This window comes from Photobacterium sp. 53610 (genome assembly GCF_036409375.1).
Classification (GTDB): domain Bacteria; phylum Pseudomonadota; class Gammaproteobacteria; order Enterobacterales; family Vibrionaceae; genus Photobacterium.
The window spans coordinates 1,147,837-1,169,207 of record NZ_JAXOFS010000001.1; the positions used below are offsets into that span (position 1 = coordinate 1,147,837).

Annotated in this window: 17 protein-coding genes and 2 pseudogenes; 7 read left to right on the forward strand and 12 right to left on the reverse strand. The window is 48.5% G+C overall.

The window, feature by feature from the left end:
- Positions 1 to 67: 67 nt before the first annotated feature.
- Positions 68 to 826: a sulfite exporter TauE/SafE family protein gene (locus tag SPK40_RS05300; protein WP_330959660.1), complete on the reverse strand. Its 759-nt coding sequence runs from the start codon at positions 824 to 826 to the stop codon at positions 68 to 70.
- A gap of 305 nt (positions 827 to 1,131) precedes the next feature.
- On the opposite strand from SPK40_RS05300, the gene SPK40_RS05305 reads away from it, so the two are divergent.
- Together SPK40_RS05305 and SPK40_RS05310 are read left to right on the forward strand one after the other, a co-directional pair.
- A complete protein-coding gene (locus SPK40_RS05305; RefSeq protein ID WP_442957546.1) occupies positions 1,132 to 3,543 on the forward strand; it encodes a chitinase C-terminal domain-containing protein in 2,412 nt (803 codons plus the stop codon).
- A gap of 459 nt (positions 3,544 to 4,002) precedes the next feature.
- Positions 4,003 to 4,659, forward strand: coding sequence for a murein L,D-transpeptidase catalytic domain family protein (locus SPK40_RS05310; protein ID WP_330959661.1), 657 nt, complete (start codon positions 4,003 to 4,005; stop codon positions 4,657 to 4,659).
- Between the two features lie 505 nt (positions 4,660 to 5,164).
- Here the strand turns inward: SPK40_RS05310 and ald are convergent.
- From ald to SPK40_RS05330, 4 genes are all read right to left on the reverse strand, one after another.
- Entirely contained in the window at positions 5,165 to 6,280 is a 1,116-nt protein-coding gene (ald, locus tag SPK40_RS05315) for an alanine dehydrogenase (protein WP_248139795.1), read from the reverse strand.
- Between the two features lie 445 nt (positions 6,281 to 6,725).
- Positions 6,726 to 6,992 carry a hypothetical protein gene (locus SPK40_RS05320; RefSeq protein ID WP_248139794.1) on the reverse strand — a complete coding sequence of 89 codons (267 nt, stop codon included), beginning with the start codon at positions 6,990 to 6,992 and terminating at the stop codon, positions 6,726 to 6,728.
- A gap of 98 nt (positions 6,993 to 7,090) precedes the next feature.
- Positions 7,091 to 7,702 (reverse strand): 2OG-Fe(II) oxygenase, encoded by a 612-nt coding sequence (locus SPK40_RS05325; RefSeq protein WP_330959662.1) that lies wholly within the window; start codon positions 7,700 to 7,702, stop codon positions 7,091 to 7,093.
- Positions 7,703 to 7,849: 147 nt separating this feature from the next.
- Complete coding sequence (locus SPK40_RS05330) at positions 7,850 to 8,911, reverse strand: esterase/lipase family protein (protein ID WP_330959663.1); 1,062 nt, start codon at positions 8,909 to 8,911, stop codon at positions 7,850 to 7,852.
- A gap of 169 nt (positions 8,912 to 9,080) precedes the next feature.
- On the opposite strand from SPK40_RS05330, the gene SPK40_RS05335 reads away from it, so the two are divergent.
- Complete coding sequence (locus SPK40_RS05335) at positions 9,081 to 9,719, forward strand: transglutaminase-like domain-containing protein (RefSeq protein WP_248139791.1); 639 nt, start codon at positions 9,081 to 9,083, stop codon at positions 9,717 to 9,719.
- Positions 9,720 to 9,898: 179 nt separating this feature from the next.
- On the forward strand, positions 9,899 to 10,639 hold the full coding sequence (locus tag SPK40_RS05340) for a GntR family transcriptional regulator (protein ID WP_442957547.1): 741 nt from the start codon (positions 9,899 to 9,901) through the stop codon (positions 10,637 to 10,639).
- A 487-nt stretch (positions 10,640 to 11,126) separates the two neighbouring features.
- Here SPK40_RS05340 and SPK40_RS05345 read toward each other — a convergent pair whose 3' ends face one another.
- The 4 genes from SPK40_RS05345 to gcl form a co-directional block, all read right to left on the reverse strand.
- Positions 11,127 to 12,401: a glycerate kinase type-2 family protein gene (locus SPK40_RS05345; protein WP_330959664.1), complete on the reverse strand. Its 1,275-nt coding sequence runs from the start codon at positions 12,399 to 12,401 to the stop codon at positions 11,127 to 11,129.
- A gap of 266 nt (positions 12,402 to 12,667) precedes the next feature.
- On the reverse strand, positions 12,668 to 13,555 hold the full coding sequence (locus tag SPK40_RS05350) for a 2-hydroxy-3-oxopropionate reductase (protein WP_330959665.1): 888 nt from the start codon (positions 13,553 to 13,555) through the stop codon (positions 12,668 to 12,670).
- A gap of 10 nt (positions 13,556 to 13,565) precedes the next feature.
- Positions 13,566 to 14,348, reverse strand: coding sequence for a hydroxypyruvate isomerase (gene hyi / locus SPK40_RS05355; RefSeq protein ID WP_330959666.1), 783 nt, complete (start codon positions 14,346 to 14,348; stop codon positions 13,566 to 13,568).
- Between the two features lie 29 nt (positions 14,349 to 14,377).
- Positions 14,378 to 16,153, reverse strand: a complete 1,776-nt coding sequence (gene gcl / locus SPK40_RS05360) for a glyoxylate carboligase (RefSeq protein WP_330959667.1) — start codon at positions 16,151 to 16,153, stop codon at positions 14,378 to 14,380.
- Between the two features lie 351 nt (positions 16,154 to 16,504).
- On the opposite strand from gcl, the gene aceB reads away from it, so the two are divergent.
- On the forward strand, positions 16,505 to 18,064 hold the full coding sequence (gene aceB / locus SPK40_RS05365; RefSeq protein WP_442957555.1) for a malate synthase A: 1,560 nt from the start codon (positions 16,505 to 16,507) through the stop codon (positions 18,062 to 18,064).
- Between the two features lie 188 nt (positions 18,065 to 18,252).
- Complete coding sequence (locus SPK40_RS05370; RefSeq protein ID WP_248139786.1) at positions 18,253 to 18,693, forward strand: GlcG/HbpS family heme-binding protein; 441 nt, start codon at positions 18,253 to 18,255, stop codon at positions 18,691 to 18,693.
- A gap of 45 nt (positions 18,694 to 18,738) precedes the next feature.
- Here the strand turns inward: SPK40_RS05370 and SPK40_RS05375 are convergent, their stop codons facing one another.
- Positions 18,739 to 19,065 carry a hypothetical protein gene (locus tag SPK40_RS05375; protein WP_330959669.1) on the reverse strand — a complete coding sequence of 109 codons (327 nt, stop codon included), beginning with the start codon at positions 19,063 to 19,065 and terminating at the stop codon, positions 18,739 to 18,741.
- A gap of 287 nt (positions 19,066 to 19,352) precedes the next feature.
- On the opposite strand from SPK40_RS05375, the pseudogene SPK40_RS05380 reads away from it, so the two are divergent.
- Positions 19,353 to 19,521: pseudogene (locus SPK40_RS05380) on the forward strand (integrase core domain-containing protein); the annotation flags it as partial.
- A 101-nt stretch (positions 19,522 to 19,622) separates the two neighbouring features.
- Here SPK40_RS05380 and SPK40_RS05385 read toward each other — a convergent pair.
- Together SPK40_RS05385 and SPK40_RS05390 are read right to left on the reverse strand one after the other, a co-directional pair.
- Positions 19,623 to 20,030 (reverse strand): hypothetical protein, encoded by a 408-nt coding sequence (locus tag SPK40_RS05385; protein ID WP_330959670.1) that lies wholly within the window; start codon positions 20,028 to 20,030, stop codon positions 19,623 to 19,625.
- Positions 20,018 to 21,277: pseudogene (locus tag SPK40_RS05390) on the reverse strand (RHS repeat-associated core domain-containing protein); the annotation flags it as partial. The pseudogene SPK40_RS05390 and the gene SPK40_RS05385, both read right to left, overlap by 13 nt.
- Positions 21,278 to 21,371 lie beyond the last annotated feature (94 nt).

Genomic DNA, 21,371 nt, shown 5'->3' on the forward strand with positions numbered 1-21,371 from the left:
GAGTAAATTTCAATATATTATTGTTAATTTTATTAACAAATAAAATTAAATAAATTAACCAGAAATTTTAATTTAGCATTGCTGCAATACAGCCGCTGAGCGTCATTAAAAATAAAAACCACTTCAATGTTTTCGCACTGGCATGAATCGCAAACTTCACAGCAAGGTGAGTTCCGAGAATTGTTCCTGCCGCAAGTACAAGCCCGGGAAGCCACAAAACCAGTCCTTCATAAATAAACAAAGCCAGAGCGACAATCGTGAACATCAATGTACACAGCATCTTCAGTGCGTTCGCTCTGATCAGATCGTAGCGCAGCGTCCCGGCAAGCGCAGCTAGAAGCACAAAACCGACTCCCGCCTGGACAAACCCGCCGTAAAAACCCGCAATCCCCAATCCCCACCAGGAGCTTGGCGTTTCTGCCACTTTCCTGGCAATGGTCCCGGGCTCAGGTGCAACCACACTCGGCTTCACCAAAATGATCAGCGCCATCAGCAGCATCGTGCCCAACAGCAAAGGCTTGATCCACTCAGAAGGAGCATATGCAGCAGCACCGGCTCCAATCAACCCGCCAATGACCGTGGGAAGTATGATTGGCCCTGCATCGCTGAACTCCAGTTTTCCATGCCGGCGGAATCCGAAAACGGCCGTGATTGCCTGTAAAACGACACCTAACCGGTTGGTCGCATTTGCCACTTCAGCAGGCATCCCCATCACCATCAATGCAGGCAGCGTCAGGTTCGACCCGCCACCAGCCAGGGTATTGATGATACCGGCAAGAAACCCTGTGAAGAGTAACAGTGACGCGTGGAACAATGTGATATCCATATTCATTCCTAATCAGCCCGAAGAAGTCAGCAGTTATAACTGACACCATAACATTTTGTATACATGAAGCATTCCTAATTCCCTGATCAAACAGCTTATTTCTACCTAAAAACCAACCAGACAATTTGTTTACCAACGCAAAGTAATGGTGAATATGTTACAGAATCTGGCCAAATTTGTGTGATCATTGACCAATATCCGAACAATTAAACTCGGAATAACAAGAAAAAACCTATAGTTATTTCACGACTAAACATAAGTCTGTCACTTATTTTATTTTTTAATTTTTTGTTAAGGAACCATAGATGTTAACGATGAAACAAAAGCGCAAGCATGCGAAGCATGGCTTTGCGCTGGCTGCTCTCAGTGCAGCCTGTATGCTGAGTTTCCAGACGCAGGCTGCAACAAATTGTCGTCCGGATGGTTTATACCAGACGCCGGGCGTCACAGTCCCCTACTGTACTGTGTATGATCAGGATGGCCGCGAAAAGATGGGCGCCGACCATGCGCGACGCGTTATTGGTTACTTCACCAGCTGGCGCAGCAGCGGTGATCCGCAAAACAGCTACCTCGTCAGCGATATCCCATGGGAAAACCTGACGCACATTAACTATGCCTTTGTCAGTATTGGTTCTGACGGCAAAGTGAATGTCGGCAATGTCAACGATCCCAATAACCCGGCAGTCGGTAAAGAATGGCCAGGGGTCGAAATTGACCCGGCGCTGGGTTTTAAAGGCCACTTCGGTGCCTTGGCAACAGCCAAAGTTAAACATGGTGTCAAAACGCTGATTTCCATCGGCGGATGGGCTGAAACTGGCGGTCACTTTGATGATAACGGGAACCGGGTTGCAGACGGTGGTTTCTATACCATGACCACAAACGCTGACGGCAGCATCAATCATCAGGGTATCCAGACCTTCGCTGACTCAGCTGTTGCGATGATGCGTCAGTACAAGTTTGATGGTCTGGATATTGACTATGAATATCCTACCAGCATGCAAGGTGCCGGTAACCCGGATGACTTCGCTTATTCTGATGCAATGCGCCCTCACCTGATGAAGTCCTATCATGAGCTGATGAAAGTACTGCGTGAGAAACTTGACCAGGCCAGTGCTCAGGATGGCCATCACTACATGCTGACGATCGCAGCGCCTTCATCCGGCTATCTGCTGCGCGGCATGGAGACCATGGCGGTTACCAAATACCTTGACTATGTCAACATCATGAGCTACGACCTGCACGGTGCGTGGAACGAATTTGTCGGTCACAATGCTTCACTGTACGACAGTGGTCTGGATGCTGAACTCCAGGCGGGGAATGTCTATGGTACGGCACAGTACAAGAAGACCGGTTATCTGAATACCGACTGGGCTTACCATTACTTCCGTGGCTCTATGCCTGCTGGCCGGATTAACATTGGTGTACCTTACTATACCCGTGGCTGGCAAGGGGTCACAGGCGGAACCAATGGCCTGTGGGGCCGGGCTGAACTGCCAAACCAGAGTGACTGCCCTGCAGGAACCGGCGCCGGCACCAGCAAGTGTGGCTTTGGTGCAACCGGCATTGACAACATGTGGCATGACAAAGACGCCAACGGCAAAGAAATGGGTGCAGGCTCCAACCCAATGTGGCATGCCATGAACCTTGCGAACGGCATTTATGGTAGCTATACGGCGGCATATGGCCTTGATCCGGTCAACGATCCGGATGATGTTCTGCGTGGTACCTATAGCCGTCATTACGACAGCGTGTCTGTCGCACCTTGGTTGTGGAACGCCGAAAAGAAAGTTTTCCTGTCAACCGAAGATAAAGAGTCAATTAACACCAAAGCAAACTATGTTGTCGATCAGGGCATTGGTGGGATCATGTTCTGGGAACTGGCAGGTGACTACAACTGCTACAACCTGGATGCCAACGGTAACCGCACCACAGTTGATGAAAGCGAAAACGCTTGTAAGACAGGCAATGGTGAATACCACATGGGTCACACCATGACCAAAGCCATTTACGACAAGTTTGCCAGTGCGACACCTTACGGTAATACCGTCGCTGAAGGCGCGATTCCAACATCCGCTGTGAATGTTGAAGTTGGCGTTTCCGGTTTCAAAGTCGGTGATCAGAACTATCCGCTGAACCCAACCATGACTGTGACGAACAAGACCGGTGTGGCATTGCCGGGTGGCACGGAATTCCAGTTCAATATTCCGACTTCCACCCCGGACAATATGTCGGATCAATCCGGTGCAAATCTCACAGTCATCGCTTCCGGCCATAGCCGTGGTGACAATGTGGGTGGCCTGGATGGCAGCTTCCACCGTGTCTCTTTCAGCCTGCCAAGCTGGAAGCAGCTCGGTAACAACGAGAGCTTTGATCTGACGCTCAACTACTTCCTGCCAATCTCAGGTCCTGCGAATTACACCGTCCGTGTGAATAACACAGATTATGCGCTGGCCTTTGAACATCCGGAGCTGCCATTGGCTGATCTGAACAATGGCGGTGGTGATACCGGAGGTGGTGACGGAAATCCTGGTGACTGTGTCACCACAGGCATCAACACTTACCCGAACTGGCCACAAACGGACTGGGAAGGAAACCCAAGCCATGCTGCAAGCGGAGACAAGATTATCTACAACGGTGTTGTCTATCAGGCAAAATGGTGGACCAACTCAGTACCGGGCAGTGACGGCAGCTGGGACACTGTTTGTAGTGTCCAGTAACCGAAGAAAGATTCTGCTCAATAAAGCGGGCACACATGCCCGTTTTTTTACGCCTGAAGATTTGTTTATTTTTTAACCCGAATCATTCTGGGCCAACAAAAAAATGCGATATTAAGCTCAAAATTCAAACAAACAGTGCATGCACATAATTTTTCTGCTTTTTCCTAGTCACGACTTCTTTTCTCTTTCCAAAACAGGACATTATTCCTGGAAGAGGTAGTAATTTGTTAAAAATGAAATATTACTACCAGGGATGGATTTAATTTTTCATTAAACACTGTTCATATTTTAATTTACTGTTTTGTATTAATAAATGTATCAATTTTGAGAATTTAACCGCAAAACAGCTTGAAAAGTTTTGACGTAAAACTAGTGATAAGAGGGCTAAAAAAATTCAAATCCTATGGTAGAGTCGCTTTGTCTTTGGCATAAACGAATTAGAAGAGTGTAATCAAGGAAATGAAACAAGCCATCTACCTATTCATTTTAATTTTTTGTTATCTCCCGCAATATGCATCAGCCAGCACAATTCAGGGACCCGCAAAACAACAAATACAGCAGAACAAAAATCCTGACATTTTAATTCAGCATGTGTACGAAGAAGCAGGTTTGAAAGGAAAGCTGGATTACGATGTCTTTCAAAATGGATATAACGAATATTACAATACAAAAGGACGTAAAAAACAGCTGCTGACCATTATTGACTACAGCAAACCTTCTACAGAAAAACGTTTTTTTGTCATTGATTTAAAAAACAACCGACTCCTGTTCCACACGTATGTCACCCACGGTGTGAACAGTGGTGGTGTTGTTGCCAAACACTTCTCAAACATTGTGAATTCACGTCAGACGTCACTGGGCACCTTTCTCACAGATACCACTTATTTTGGCGGGAACGGCTACTCACTGCGCCTGGATGGTCTGACGAAAGGCAAGAACGATAATGCTCGCCGCCGTTATATTGTGGTTCACGGCGCCCCCTATGCAACTGAAGACTTCATTCGTCGTCATGGTTATTTAGGACGCAGTTGGGGTTGCCCTGCTCTGCCGAAAAATCTATCCAAAGAAATCATCGATACAATTAAAGGTGGCAGCGTTATCTACGCTCGCGCATGATTTAAACAATCTGACCAACTTTTATCTTGGCCTTTATATTCTCATAAAGGCCATTTTCATTGTCAGAGAAATATCAATTCCTGCTTTCATGATCATTCCTGATAGATTGATCCCAATTTTCACTTCAGCGCCATTCATTCTGAATAGAAAGCCGGATTTATGTGTCTGATTATTTCGACAGGTCGACACTATCCCATCTTTGCCTGTACTTTCTATCCGGTATCAGATGTCAGATTTATTCCGACAGAATCTCAATCCACCATTCACATCATCACGAAGACAGACATAACCAAAGTGATTCACATGAAGGCGTCTCTGCAAAGCCAGCAATGATGAATATAGTGAGCTTATTAAGGCAAATAAAGCAACGCAGAGGCATGAGGTTGAAATGAAGAGATTCTGTGAGATTCGCTGCCCGGTCAATTTCAGCTGCGTTCATCACCAACACAAAGCAAAAAAAATCCCTGCCGAAGCAGGGATTCGTTTCATTCGCTCAAAAGCAAGCTTATGCCAGTACTTCTGCGGCATCTACATATGGCAGATCCAGAGCAGTAGACACTTCGTGGCAAGTGATTTGACCACGGTAAACATTCAGGCCGTTCAGCAGATGTTTGTCTTCTTTCAGTGCTGCTTTATAACCTTTGTTTGCCAGTTTCAGGATATATGGCAGAGTCACGTTGTTCAGTGCGAAAGTTGAAGTACGCGCAACGGCACCTGGCATGTTCGCAACACAGTAGTGAACCACATCGTCAACGATAAAGGTTGGATCACTGTGAGTTGTCGCATGAGAAGTCTCAACACAGCCACCCTGGTCAATCGCAACGTCAACGATTGCAGAACCTGGCTTCATCTTTTTCACCATTTCAGCGGTAACCAGTTTCGGAGCAGCAGCACCTGCAACCAGAACACCACCGATGACCAGATCCGCTTCCAGTACGTGTTTCTCAATCGCGTCTTTCGTCGAATAAACACACTGTACTTTGCCTTCAAACTGAGCATCCAGTTTACGCAGAACATCGATGCTGCGATCCAGCACAACAACATTTGCACGCAGACCAACAGCCATTTGTGCTGCGTTTGCACCAACAACACCACCGCCGATCACAACAACTTTCGCAGGCTCAACACCCGGGACACCGGCCAGCAGCATGCCGCAACCGCCACGAGATTTTTCCAGAGCAAAAGCACCAGCCTGGATTGACATACGACCAGCAACTTCAGACATCGGTGCCAGCAGTGGCAGACGGCCAGCTTCATCAGTCACAGTTTCGTAAGCGATACAGACCGCTTTGCTGTTCACCAGATCGTGTGTCTGCTCTGGGTCTGGTGCCAGGTGCAGGTAAGTAAACAGAATCTGACCTTCACGCAGCATTGCACGCTCAACAGCCTGAGGCTCTTTTACCTTCACAATCATTTCTGCTTCAGCAAAAACATCAGCAGCTGTTGGCAGAATCTTCGCACCAGCATCAATGTAGTCCTGATCGCTGAAACCGATACCGACACCCGCCTGAGTTTCAACGTAGACCGTGTGACCGTGTGCAACCGCTTCACTCACGGAAGCCGGCACCATACCCACGCGGTATTCATGAACTTTAATTTCCTTAGGTACACCAATAATCATGTTCGTTTCCTTGCTGCTTGTCAGAGGTTGTGAAGACAATAATGGAATCCAATTGAAATGTGTCACCGTTTTTTAACCAAAAACCAACAAATGAAACCAATCAAATCTATCAATACAGCATTTCATCCTGTTTATGACTTACATCACACAATAAAAGGTCAAAAATAACACCCATTGCAGGCCCTATCACTGGATTCAAGACGAAAAACTGGCCTTAAAGTCCAAATAACCACACAAAATCAGAATTTTTAACTTTACTGATAATATTCACATCCTAAATAAATGCAGTCGTGCTGCCGTTCAGAAAAAGGCGGAATAAAATTCCAATATTTTGGGGTATGCGCCAGCTGAAACTGGAATATTTGACTAAGGAAGGCAGAATAGCGGGATAAAAAACAACAACGCCACCCGAAGGTGGCGTACGATGACGAGGCTTTACAGAAATTTAAACGTCGTCTTCCCAGGGCATCTCAGGTAAAGCATCCAGATGCTCTGAGTATCGCTTGAGATTGAACTCGCCATCGTTTTTGGCAACATCGAATACTTCGACAGACAGGGCGCAAGCAATCATCTCAATCGCTTCTTCTCTTGGAGTCCCGGTCATCACCAGACGCATCAAAGTCTCTTTCACCTTGATCGGGTTACCGTCGGCCAACTGGTTTTCGACAGCTTCCACCAGCATTTCGCCTGTCATGATGTCGTCGTCTTGCATGGATATATCCTTCGTTGAATCAGAATCAAGAAAACATACTACAGGAGCCTGACGCCGATCTCTATGCTGCTATCCCTGCACTCAGGCTTGATTGATGTTTACAGCGCAATATCCAGCGTACCGTGACTGACGCCATTGAGCCTGAACCAGCCAGCAATACTGAATCGCTGACGATTCGCGGGTAATACTTCGTGCGGGAAATCTTCTGATAAGAACACCACCAGCCGCCCCCCTTTGGGTGTCAGTCGTGTTAAATAACTGTCGTCATCCTGATACATCACCAGTTCCCCCCCATCGGACTCTTGCCAGTCCTCCGGATTGAGGTAGAAAACAGTGGTCAGTTTACGGTTCGCCCGGCCACGAAAACTGTCCCGGTGCTTCAGATAAAAATCGCCCGGCTCATATTTAGCAAAATGTGCTTCATATTCGAACAGCCCCAGATAAAGATATCGGTTCGCAGCCTGGCGAATCATTTCCATCTTTTCCAGATAATCCCGGACCGGCTGACCCATATCTTCCGACAACCAATGGATCTTGTCACTGCGCACAGTATGTAGCAGTGCATGATCATCCTGACGTCCGATCCCCGCCTGAGACCACTCAGACGGCAGGCACTGATACAACGCATCCACTTCAGTGGCCGAAAGAAAGTCATCCCATACACACCAACCTTGCGTGTGCAGTGTGTCAATCATGGCTTCAAAATCCATGGCATGTCCGTCTGTATACCTAAGATGAGGGCTTTATAGACACTCGCTCTGCGGCACTCAAATCATTCCATGACTGATGACGGCAATTTTTTTTCATGGATAAACAGATTCAATCATGACTACAAAATGATTTCATCGATATGCACATTAATGACTATTGGCAAGCACCCAGCCTTGCACTCGACGGGCAACACCGGGATCGGTCAGCAAGCCCATATGATTCATACCACCACACACCCATTGATTTTGCACTGGAAACTCTAAAGACAAATGGTGTTCGGTTGCTTCACCCAGTGCGCTGGCAACCGGCACCAGCCCGTCACCTAACCGGCGGCTTCGTGCATCCTGCACATTCTTGCGAAGACAGCCGGCGATCGCAAAGCAGGCGACACCATCTGGCAACGGCGGACGAAGCTGACCTGTATCCGGAACACGACGTTCCCAGGCCGCATGATGAATCGCCCCATGGCAAAGATCTTTACTCCCGGCACTTCGCATTCTGGCCAGTGTTGCAAACGGCTGAAGATAAGGGACCGCGGCAGTACGCTCTTCAACCCAATGGGCCATCTGCGCCAGCGGAGCTCCGTTGTGCGGTGTGCCCAATGTGATCAAAGTGGCCAGTTTCTGAATCCATTTCACCTGATGCCGGTTTGCATAAAAACAGGCACTGCGACTGACAAGCCCGCCCATGCTGTGAGCAATCAACACAATCTCTTTCACTTCACAGGGCCAGATATCGACCAGCTGCTCCAGCATCAGCGCAAACTCTTCCCCGTTTGTTGAAACATGCCTGCCGGTGTTATAGCGAAGATAAACAGGTGTGTAACCAAACTTAGCCAGCGCTCTTCCGTGGTCATGTGACTTCCGCTGCCACTGGCTGTCGTTCATACACCAGCCATGAACACAAATCACCAGTCGCGGCTGAGGTGCCTTCAACTGCCCGGCAAGCGCCACAGGATCCAGGTTCAGGCGCATCATCTGACTGCTGAATGCCATCGTTTGAGCCAGACGGCTTCGCCGCTCTGCCAGCCCATCCCCCATCAGACCATTCAGGGTCGCGATCACCAAATCGCTTGGGGCAGGCGGCAACCCGGATTCAAGGAAATCACCGAGCCCGGCTTGCCATTGCACTGCATTTGTCGAGACACGGTCCGACAAATCATTGAGCCATAATTGGAGGGTGCGGTTCATCCGCTGTTTCAATGCCATGGTATTTACCTCGCGATTACCTTAATCATCAGATCTGGTACCACGAAGATCAAGCAGTGGTGAGTGTGAATCAGTTCAAGCATTGAGATAAAAAACCATGCGTGGATTCGCCACAATAGAGTTAAGGCTCTAATCTAAAAGTCTAATAACAGAAAGGACATCAAGATCAATGAGCACGGCAGCACATTTAGCAGCAACGGAATACTTTGATTTCTTCCACCCGGACATTCAGGCGTTCAGTCGTCAGGTCACAGGTTCGACACCCGTCGAAAAAGCGATCAGCATTTATAATCTGGTCCGGGATGAGATTGTTTACAATCCCTACACACTCAAGGATGGCTTACCCAGTTTGAAAGCCAGCTACTGTTTGCAAAACAACCAGGCCTATTGTATCCCCAAAGCTGCACTGATGGTCGCGCTTTGCCGCTTGCACGGTATCCCGGCCCGCCTGGGACTGGCTGATGTGATCAACCACCTATCAACGCCAGCACTCGTCGAATGGCTCGGTACCGATTATTTTGCCTTGCATGGCTATGCGGAAGTCTTGCTGAATGAAAAATGGGTGAAAGCAACACCCGTGTTTAACAAAGAATTATGTAACAAGTTCAATGTTGAGCCGCTGGCATTTGACGGCCATCATGATGCCATTTTGCAATCCGCGACAAATGATGGCAGCAAACACATGGAGTATGTAAAATATCACGGTTGTTTTGATGATATGCCCGTTGAATTTATTCAGGAAACCGCCTCAAAGGTTTATCCTCATTTTGCCGACATTTTCGCAACTGACAATCTGACGGCCCGATAGCCCACCACAGCAGTGAACCGTGGAGTGCTATACCTCTGGTTTATGGCACTCCCTGATTGACATTCCGCTGGCACTCATACTTACTTTTCATATTTATTTTACTCTGAAAAGTTATTTCGCTTTTTACCTCCAATTGCATACAATAACGAAGCAGCTGGAGAAGCTTTAGGAGAGAAGTAGTGACCACGCCAGTGAAAAAGAAGTCGACGCTAAAGAAGTCCCTTCCTGAGAATACGGCACAAACTCAGGACGATATTGTTTATGGCCACATTTTTGACGCCATTCTGGAACAACGTCTGCCACCAAACACAAAACTCAATGAAGAAGCTCTGGGTGAGATCTTTGGTGTCAGCCGGACCATTATTCGCCGTGCATTGCTGCGCCTTTCAGTCGAGCAAATTGTCAAAATTCGCCCGAACCGTGGTGCGGTGGTCGCAGCACCGAATGTAGAAGAAGCCAGACAAGTTCTGAAAGCACGTGAAGTGCTGGAACTGGCCATCACTGAACTTGCAGTTGAACACGCCACCAGTGAACAAGTCGCAACCCTGCGTAAACTGGTCGAAGAAGAGCATGCTGCTTTTGATCAGGGTGATGTCGGCCGTGGTATTCGTTTGTCCGGTGAATTCCATATCCAGCTTGCCACGATGGCGAACAACCCGCCTCTGCTTTCTTTCCAGCGCAGCATCGTTTCACAGACATCATTAATCATCGCGCTTTATGAAGTCGGAAACCGTGGTCAGTGTTCATTTGATGAACATAATCAGCTGCTGGATGCCATTGAGGCTGGTGAAAAAGAAAAGGCTGTCGCACTGATGCGTAACCACCTGGGTCATATTAACGCGAAACTGGCTCTGGATGATGAAGCGATCAGCAGTGACTTACACGCCGTGTTTTCTGATGTCGTATTGAAACGACGCTAAATTGATAACAATACAGGTTAATTTTCAAAACAACATTGTATACAATAACCGCATGCCTTATACTTTCTTCAGTGGGGCATGCAGCCTTCTCGTTCAGTTCGGTATTGTATAAAGTCGCTGCTGCACGCTCCCACCTACCTGCTTGTGCCTATTCTGGGCACTCTTTTCCTGCAATCAAACTTTCTTGGGACATTTTGTCCGCTGTAAAACCATACAGAAAAACATCTAGCATTGTATACATATCCCAGTATGATTTTAGCAATCGTTAGGTTTCTTTCATGCCAGTATCAAAAATTCGTACTGACTGATATTGCGATCTGAAGTGCAGATGAGTATAGAGGGTAGATAGCCAATTTCAGACATAAAAAAAGGAATAGTGCCGCTGACACTATTCCCAAAGGGCACACAGTCTCCAAGGACAAAGAAAACTGTGCCTACCGTTGCCTCTTACAACTTACAACTGAACTCAAGGAGTCAATTTCTTACTTTATTCTTCCTTCGGAAGAATCAGGATGGCGCGAAAATCATTCACATTCGTTAACGTGGGACCTGTTGCTAACAATGAATCCAATTGTTTAAAGAAAGTGTATCCATCATTGTTATCCAGATAATCCTGACTATTGAGCTCTAATGCTTGTCCCTGATGGTAACTTTGAGGATTTAACACCGCACCGGCATTGTCTTCCACACCATCAATTCCGTCGGTATCAGCCGCCAGCGCATAAATTTGCGGATGCCCCTGCAACTCATGATACAGGCTGAGCAGGAACTCACTGTTTCGCCCTCCCCGGCCTTCCCCGCGAACAGTCACCGTGGTTTCCCCACCCGATAGCAGCACACAGGGCGCGCTGAACGGCTGTTCACGCTCGGCAATTTGCTTTGCCAGTGCCGCGTGTACTTTCGCCACGTCACGGGATTCACCTTCGATGCAGTCACTCAAAATATGTGCCGGTATTCCCCAATGACCCGCCTCATCGGCTGCCGCTTCCAGCGACAGCTGCGGGCTGGCAATCAGCGCAAAAGAAGCACGGGCCAGGCAGACGTCTCCCGGTTTAACCGTTTCAGATTCCGGGCTGTGCAGCCAGTCGGTCACACTATCGGGCACACTGACCTGATAACGGCTCAGAATTTCGAGCGCATCTTTACTTGTGGTTGGGTCAGCTACCGTCGGACCTGATGCAATCACAGTCGCTTCGTCACCCGGCACATCTGAGATAGCCAGCGTGATCAACCTGGCGGGTGCGACCGCTTTTGCCAGACGTCCGCCTTTAATAGCCGACAGGTGTTTACGAACACAATTCATCTCATCAATGGCAGCCCCTGATTTCAGCAGCGCTTTATTAATCTGCTGCTTCTGCGAGAACGTGATGCCGGGAGCAGGCAAGCTTAATAAGGCTGAGCCACCACCAGACAGCAGACAAATCACCAGATCGTTCTCATCCAGTCCTTCAACGAGACTTAAGATCCGCTCTGCAACTTCACGCCCGGCATCGTCCGGCACCGGATGCGCCGCTTCGATGACTTCAATTTGCTGACATTCAGTTGTATGTCCGTAACGGGTCACGACCAAACCTTCCAGCTCACCTTCCCAGACACTTTCCAGTGCTCTGGCCATTGAGGCTGCTGCCTTCCCGGCACCAATCACCACGGCCTTGCCTGTTTTATCTTCTGGCAGAAATTGCTTTAAGGTCTCACCGGGGAGGGCCTGTTTTACTGCACGATTAAACAGTGCAGTCAGAAATGCATGCGTTTCCATGTGCATGTTTTGCTCCACGTCATAGTTGCTCCCGGTATGATCACCAGGGGAAAAAACCCGAAACCGTCACTGTCACCCACATTTTTTCGGAACTGGTCGGAGCCGGCCGAGCCACCTCTGACAAGCAGCCGACTCCTTTTTATCCAACCCGCGGTTTCGGGACCACATAACCAAAGGAGACTCAAAAACTGTTATGTGACAAAAAGTTCGGAACGCAGCCACAGCCGTCGCTGCGCCCCGGGACGGTCACCCAAGTGCCGTCATTCAGCAAATTACTGACGGATACTGTGATTCGCCAGTTCTTCAATGGCACGGATCATTGCCGAGTGATCCCAGCCTTCACCGCCCAGCTGGACACAGGCGTCAAACAGGTTCTGTGCAGAACGGGTATTCGGCAGTGACACACCCAGTGCTTCAGCACCAGTCAGTGCCAGATTCAGGTCTTTCTGATGCAGCTGAATACGGAAACCTGGTTCAAAAGTTCCTTTCACCATACGTTCACCGTGAACTTCCAGCACTTTTGAGTTTGCAAAACCACCCAACAGCGCTTCACGGACACGGGCCGGATCAGCACCCGCTTTCGAGGCAAAGACCAGTGCTTCAGCAACCGCTTCAATGTTCAGCGCAACAATGATCTGGTTCGCCACTTTACAGACCTGACCTGCACCGTTATCCCCCACCAGATTGATGTTCTGACCCATCACATCGAACAGCGGTTTTGCCTGAGCAAAGGCTTCTTCACTTCCGCCTACCATGATGGTCAGCGTTGCGTTGATTGCGCCCACTTCACCACCCGAGACAGGTGCATCCAGATATTCCGCACCGGTTTCTTTGATTTTGGCAGCGAAGGTTTTTGTTTCAATTGGCGAGATTGAACTCATATCAATCACAGTTTTGCTGGCGTCCAGGGCTGCAGCAACACCGTTTTCTGCGAACAGCACTTCTTCGACCTGCGGCGTATTCGGCACCATCAGGATGATGTAATCCGCTAATTCTGTCGCTGCTTTAGGTGAATGCACCACCTGAGCGCCATTCGCGACCAGATCTGCCGGTGCTTCGTTGTAATGATCAGAAAACACCAGTTGATGCCCTGCTTTTTGCAGGTTTTCGGCCATCGGTTTACCCATGATACCTGTGCCGATGAATGCGATAGTCGTCATGATCCTCTCCTTAGATTTGATTGAATGCTTTCAGCCAGCCCAGGCCTTCTTCCGTGGTAGTCTGCGGTTTGTACTCGCAGCCAACCCAGCCTTCGTAGCCAATTTCGTCCAGGTGCTTAAACATGAAGGTATAGTTAATTTCACCTGTGCCCGGTTCATGGCGGCCCGGATTATCGGCCAGCTGGACGTGGCGGATTTGTCCCAGCTCACGGCTCAGCGTTGTTGCCAGATCCCCTTCCATGATTTGCATGTGGTAAATGTCGTATTGCAAATCCAGGTTATCACTGCCGACTTTCTCAATGATGTCCAGCCCCTGACGGGTGGTGTTCAGGAAAAAGCCCGGAATATCACGGGTGTTGATTGCTTCAATCACCAGATTGATGCCCGCTTTTTTCAATTCCGCTGCGGCAAAGCGCAGGTTATCGACAAAAGTCGCTTCAGCCTGACCCGGGGTGACACCAGCAGGGACAATCCCCGCCAGACAGTTCACCTGAGTACAGTTCAGCGCTTTCGCATAGCGAATGGCTTCCGGCACACCGGCACGGAATTCTTCTACGCGCTTGGGATCGACCGCGATACCACGGTCGCCGGCGTTCCAATCACCCGCAGGCAGATTGAACAGCACCTGAGTCAGACCAAACGCATCCAGTTTGGCTTTGATCGCATCGGCTTCGAAGGCGTACGGAAACAAATATTCCACCCCACGGAAGCCCGCCTGTGCGGCGACTTCAAAACGGTCCATGAAAGGTACTTCCGTAAAAAGCATGGACAGGTTTGCTGCTAATTTCGGCATGTCACATTCCTTTTGCTGTTCGTGGTTAATTATTGATTGAAGGTGATGGCTGTTGGCGCATCGTCCTGACTTTCAGCCAGCGCTTCAAATTCATTGATGCCGTCAATTTCGACACCCATGGCGATGTTAGTTACACGTTCCAGAATCACTTCAACCACAACCGGAACCTGGTGCTTGTTCATCAGCACCTGAGCTTCACGCAGGGCGTCTGCAATGTTCTCCGGATCCGTGACACGAATCGCTTTACAGCCCAGACCTTCAACCACAGCAACATGGTCGACACCATAACCATTCAGTTCAGGGGCATTCTGGTTTTCAAACGCCAGCTGCACACAGTAATCGATGTCGAACTGACGCTGTGCCTGACGAATGAGTCCCAGATAAGAGTTGTTCACCAGAACATGAATGTAAGGCAGGTTGAACTGCGCACCGGCCGCCAGTTCTTCAATCATGAACTGGAAGTCGTAGTCACCAGACAGGGCAACCACCGGACGGTTCGGATCCGCCACGCGTACACCCAGTGCAGCCGGAATGGTCCAGCCCAGCGGGCCAGCCTGACCACAGTTGATCCAGTGATTCGGCTTGTAAACGTGCAGGAACTGTGCTGCCGCAATCTGAGACAAACCGATGGTGCTCACATAGCAAGTGTCTTCGCCGAATACTTTGTTCATTTCTTCATAAACACGCATTGGCTTCACCGGTGTTTCGGTGTAATGCGTTTTACGCAGCATCGTTGCTTTGCGTTCCTGGCACTCAGCAACCCAGGCACTGCGGTCAACCAGCTTGCCCTGCGCCTTCATATCTCGGGCAACGTCAACCAGGAGTTCCAGTGCTGCTTTGGCATCAGAAACAATCCCCAGATCCGGACAAAAAACACGACCAATCTGAGTCGGTTCGATATCGATGTGAACGAACTTGCGACCCTGCGTATAAACATCCACCGAACCGGTATGACGGTTCGCCCAGCGGTTACCAATCCCGAAGACAAAATCAGAAGCCAGCATGCTCGCATTACCGTAGCGATGCGCAGTCTGCAGACCAACCATACCTGCCATCAGCTCATGGTTATCCGGAATGGAACCCCAGCCCATCAGGGTCGGAATGACAGGAACACCTGTAATTTCAGCGAACTGTTGTAACAGATCGGCTGCACCCGCGTTAATCACGCCGCCACCGGAAACAATCAGTGGCTTCTCGGCTTCATTCAGCATCGACAGTGCTTTTTCAACCTGGGCACGGCTTGCCGTTGGCTTGTAAGGTTCCAGCGGTTCATAGCTGTCGATATCGAATTCAATCTCAGCCAGCTGAACATCCAGCGGCAGATCGATCAGAACCGGCCCCGGACGACCTGAGCGCATCAGGTGGAAAGCATGCTGGAAGGCACGTGGCACCTGAGCAGGCTCCAGAACTGTCGTCGCCCATTTGGTCACTGGCTTCGCAATACTTTCGATATCAACGGCCTGGAAGTCTTCCTTGTGCAGACGGGCACGTGGTGCCTGACCTGTGATACATAAGATTGGAATGGAATCTGCCGAAGCCGAATACAATCCTGTGATCATATCGGTTCCTGCAGGACCGGAAGTACCGATACAAACACCAATATTTCCTGTATTGGTTCGGGTGTAACCTTCCGCCATATGAGAAGCACCTTCTACATGGCGAGCCAGAACATGATCAATGCCACCCAGCTTTTTCAGTGCAGCATACATTGGGTTAATTGCTGCACCCGGTACACCAAATGCCTGAATAACCCCTTCTTTTTTCAATACTTCAACGGCGGCTTCAATTGCCTTCATCTTCGCCATAGTGCCTCCTGCATAATTGTATACAATGTTGTGTATGATTGTATTCTAGACATACAAAAATGATCTTCGCAAGGGGACTTTCACGATTTAAAACAAAGTTAACAGACAACAAGGTCAGTTATTCTTTTTAAAACATCAGGTTATCAGCAAAAATAATGACACAGAAAAACAACATCAGTTTTACATAGTGATAAAAACCACTTTACCTCGTGAGGGCTCATGGGGTATAGATAATAGGAAAATTATAAGATGTATACAAAACGATAGACCGTTTGTTCTAAGGAGACGCAATTGGATACCCAACAACATCATGAGGCACAAGCCGAATCCCTACAGCTCGCCGTTGATTCACTGTCACCCGAATATCAGGCGATTCTGAGCGATGATGCCATGGCTTACCTGACAGCACTGGTCAGCCAGTTCTCTGGCCGTCTGGATTCGCTGCTGGCGCGCCGTGAAGTCCGGCAGCAAGAGTTCGACCAGGGCAAGCTGCCGGGATTTCGTGCAGACACGGCAGATATCCGAAATGATAAGAGCTGGAAAATTGCCGGCATTCCTGAGCCTCTTCAGGACCGTCGGGTAGAAATTACCGGCCCGGTAGATCGTAAAATGGTGATCAATGCGCTGAATTCCGGTGCAAAAGTCTTTATGTGTTGTTTCGAGGATGCCACTGCCCCAAGCTGGGACAACATGGTGCAAGGCCAGATCAACCTGCGTGATGCGAACCTCGGCGAAATGCGTTATTTCGACGACAGCCGTCAGAAAGAATATGTCCTGAATGACCATCCGTCTCTGCTGATTGCCCGCCCTCGCGGACTGCATCTGCCGGAACAGCATATTCAGTTTCAGGGAAAAGCCATTCCGGGCTGCCTGATGGACTTCGGCCTGTACTTCTTTCATAACTACCAGTCCCGCGCAGCAAAAGGGCTGGGCGTTTACTATTACCTGCCAAAACTGGAATCCATGGAAGAAGGTGCCTGGTGGGCCGATGTATTCCGTTTCACCGAAAACTATTTCGGTGCAGAAACCGGTACGATTAAAGCGACGGTACTGATTGAAACCCTGCCGGCCGTTTTCGAAATGGACGAAATTCTTTATGCCATGCGCGACTACATTGTTGCGATGAACTGTGGCCGCTGGGATTACATCTTCAGTTACATCAAAACGCTGAAGCAGCACAAAGACCGTATCCTGCCGGACCGTCACGATGTGACCATGGCCCAGCCATTCCTGACAGCTTACAGCCAGCTGCTGATCGCCACCTGTCACCAGCGCGGTGCACTGGCCATGGGCGGCATGTCTGCCTTTATTCCGAGCAAAGATCCGGAAGAAATGAAACAGGTTCTCGAGAAAGTGATTGAGGATAAAGAACGTGAATCCTCAAACGGCCACGACGGTACCTGGGTCGCCCACCCCGGTCTGGTCGATACCGCCATGACGGTTTTCAACCAGCGCCTTGGCGGAAAACCAAATCAGCTGGATTATCTGCCGCCTGCTGCCAATGACATCACCGCCGACGATCTGCTGGCCCCTTGTGAAGGTCACCGCAATGAAGCCGGAGTGCGGAAAAACATCCGGATTGCGCTGCTGTATATCGAAGCCTGGATTCGGGGTCTGGGATGTGTGCCGATTCACGGCCTGATGGAAGATGCAGCCACAGCGGAAATCTCTCGCGCCAATATCTGGCAGTGGATTCACCATGGCGTCACGCTGGATGACGGTCAGCTGTTCACCTCGGAATTATTCCGCCAATGGCTGCAGCAGGAAGTCGACAGCCTGAAGTTTGAGCTGGACAACAATAGTCAGAACCGACGTTTTGATGATGCGGCACAACTGTTTGATGTGCTGTCGACATCAGACGAATTTGCCCCTTTCCTGACCCTGCCGAGCTATCCGCTGCTGGTGGGTTAAGGATCTGCTCAGGGAAACATCCCGGGGCGGTAAGCAGATGACACCGGAACCAGAAAGTTTCGGAGTCAAACCGCTCACCGAGCATGGATTGGTGGCACAGAGAACAGAATACCCGGCAGTTCCTGCGGACTGCCGTTTGAATCAAAAAGAATTGTTTTGTCAGTTAATTCTTGATCGGAGGGATCACTATGAGCTTAACATTGGAAGATGCACTGGTAATTACCAAGGGCGCGTTCAGCACTGCCCTGACCAAAGGTGCTGCACCCCTGACCGTCGCGGTACTCGACAGTGGCGGTAAACTGATTTCCCTGCAACGCCAGGACGGCTCCAGCATGTTACGTCCTGAAATTGCGATAGCCAAAGCCTGGGGCGCCCTGGCGCTCGGTTGTTCTTCGCGCAAGCTGGCGATTGATGCCCAGCAACGTCCGGCATTCATGTCGGCTGTAAATGTCCTTGCGGAAGGCAACCTGCTGCCCGTCCCCGGCGGAGTCCTCATTCGCGGAAGCGACAAGTGCCTGCTCGGTGCTGTCGGTATCAGCGGCGATTTATCAGAACTCGATGAGTTCTGCGCCATCGCCGGAGTTAAAGCCGCCAACCTGGTTCCTGACGAAGTAGAAGTCGTAGAGTAATGTCATCATAACGATAAAAATTAGAGCCATCCAAAACCAGGGCCATCAATGATGGCCCTTCTTCCATCTCTCAGAATATCTGGCACTCATCAAGACATACATGGCAGCCCAAATCGTGATGAAATAAACTTTAAAATCGGGAAACATATGGGATATTGCAGCCAGAAACAAGCTTCCCCATAAGATCAGATGCAGATAGCGTTTCGCACCATCTAAACGAAAAAACTTATGAAACCAAGGATAATAACTGACAAACAACATCACAACACCGATCACCAAAAGTGTCAGTGCCAGTTGTCCCCAAATCAGCATCATGGACGGAAAAATCAACAACATATCCATGAACATTACTTCTTTTGCTTGTATTTGCACCACAATTCACGATCTCAATCCCCTCAATAAAAATGAAAAACCTCACCTCTGCCCTGTCACATCGGATATATCTTTAAAAATTTGAGAAAAGACGATCACACTATTTACCAAACCAACAAATAATTAGTGGTAAATTTTATTTTTTGACTCTTTATCAGGATATCATACACACACTCAGCTGGCATCCAAAGTCCTGTTTGCAAGGGATGATCGATTCATATGAGGCGCGCTAGCAAAGAATCACAAAATGAATGAATAACAATAAACATAATTAAAACAATACATCATCAATTCGCCGCGAATTCTTAAATACCTATTTGTTCGAATCACTTGAGCATGTTCGGGATATGGATGCGAGATTACAACGAAGAACGCACACACAAGAGCTTAGGAAATATGCCTCCGGCTGAATACCGGAGGCAACTGGAAACCTCTAATTTTGAGTTGTCTCGCTAAAGGAGAAGTGGGCAGACTAAACAGCTGAATTCCTATCCAGTTGATTATAGAAGGTACACTTCCAGCGATATTTCAAATGTCTGTCCTCACAACTCGGCGGATCATTGTCCGCCTTGGTTCAAAGAACATTCCCTATGCGTAGAAAAATGGATACCAGAACCATCTAAAACCCAGACCAGATACCCCTTTTCCTTAGTCGATCTTTCCAAGAGCTTATCTATCGCTTCCTTATTCAGGTTAATCTCAACTTTGTTTTCAACCTCAACAACTATCCGGTCGATACCAACCTCTTTTGATCTTGCGCCAAATCTTCCAAGCTCCGAAGCCCCTACAGAAACTGTTCGACATGATGGCCATGTCTCTGAATATTTTGTCCCATCGCCATATATGATCGAGACTTTTATTTCAGTAGGAAACTCATTTCTGAGCGTTGGCCCAGGGAAGCTATCGCAACCAAGTAGCACAGCACAGATCAATAGTAAGGACATCATTCTTTTTACCATGGCCACCAACCTCCATTACCCCTTCCATAATTTTGGGCTGCATTCTCAAAGGGATTTCCTGACGGACCAGATATTCCTCCTCCAATAAAATATGTCGGTAAAAATAGCGGCCCTAGCGCCTGATATTGATATGTATGAGCTTTCTCGTGTAATCCAATTTGAACACTGTCATCCCCATACGAACCATACTGTGACGGCCCAGTACCTCTGCCATATGAAATGGTATTTCCCAATGTAATTGCCGTTTTGGAAAGGGTGAAAGGATTATCTATGAACTGAATAGCATTGTTGCCGAAAGTGATACTTGGACTAACATCGTACAATCCAAAGACGTAACCAACTTCTCCAACAATATGGTCTACTCCTCCATAAATTGCGCCAATAATGGTATTAGGAAGCGCCCATATTTTTCCTATCACATCACCAACAACACTCAATGGATTATTGCCTTGGCTTTGCGCAGAATTCGTAGCATCTTTTTGTCCACGATGAATCTCATCATTAAACAACCTTGAAAACGCCCCCGTCACAGCACCATTCTCAAACTTTCCTCCACTTAATCTTGAACCTGTCCCACCTATGACTGCTGCAATTGAAACTCTTCCAAACATAGCCAATCCACTTTCTCCAGGTATCATCGAACTGATGTCTGGCGCAAACGCCTGTGTAACAGCTGCTGACCAGAAACCATCACCAAACTTACCGCCGCTCATCACAGATGAAACCCCTCCTGCAATTCCGTGTACAAGCGTTTTGGCTGTATACCCAATTGCAGAACTAATGTTTGTAAATGTATTACCAATACCTATAAACATTAAACTCGTTAAAAAGGCTGTCATAGCTCCCCTGAAACCGCCTCGTGCATAACCAAACATTGTTGCCATAGCAACACCAGCCATTGGATTTGCCGCTGTTGCTAAAGCAATCAAAGCAATTTGTACAATCGCAACTGCATACTTGTCCATAAATCGGCCAATTTCTTTAAACAATTTCTTAAAGAAATGACCACTTGGGTCGGTATACTTCATCGGGTTGTTCAGCACATAACTATAGCGATTGAACGACTGGCTATTGTTCGGTGCCAGAATAAAGGTGTCTGCGCTGACAAAACAGCCCAGCGTCGCATCATACATCCGGCCGTTCATGTGGATCAGATCCACTTCATCAACCTGCTCATGACAGGTATAACCCCGGTTGGTCAGCAATGCCTGCTGAACGAACGACTTGTCGGTTTCCCAGACAAAATCACGCTCTTTACCCCAAGCATCAAAGTTCTAACGGTCAAATAAAATCCACTATGAATTGTGTCTGTCCTTACAATTCATTTAAAAGGAGTCTTTCATGCAT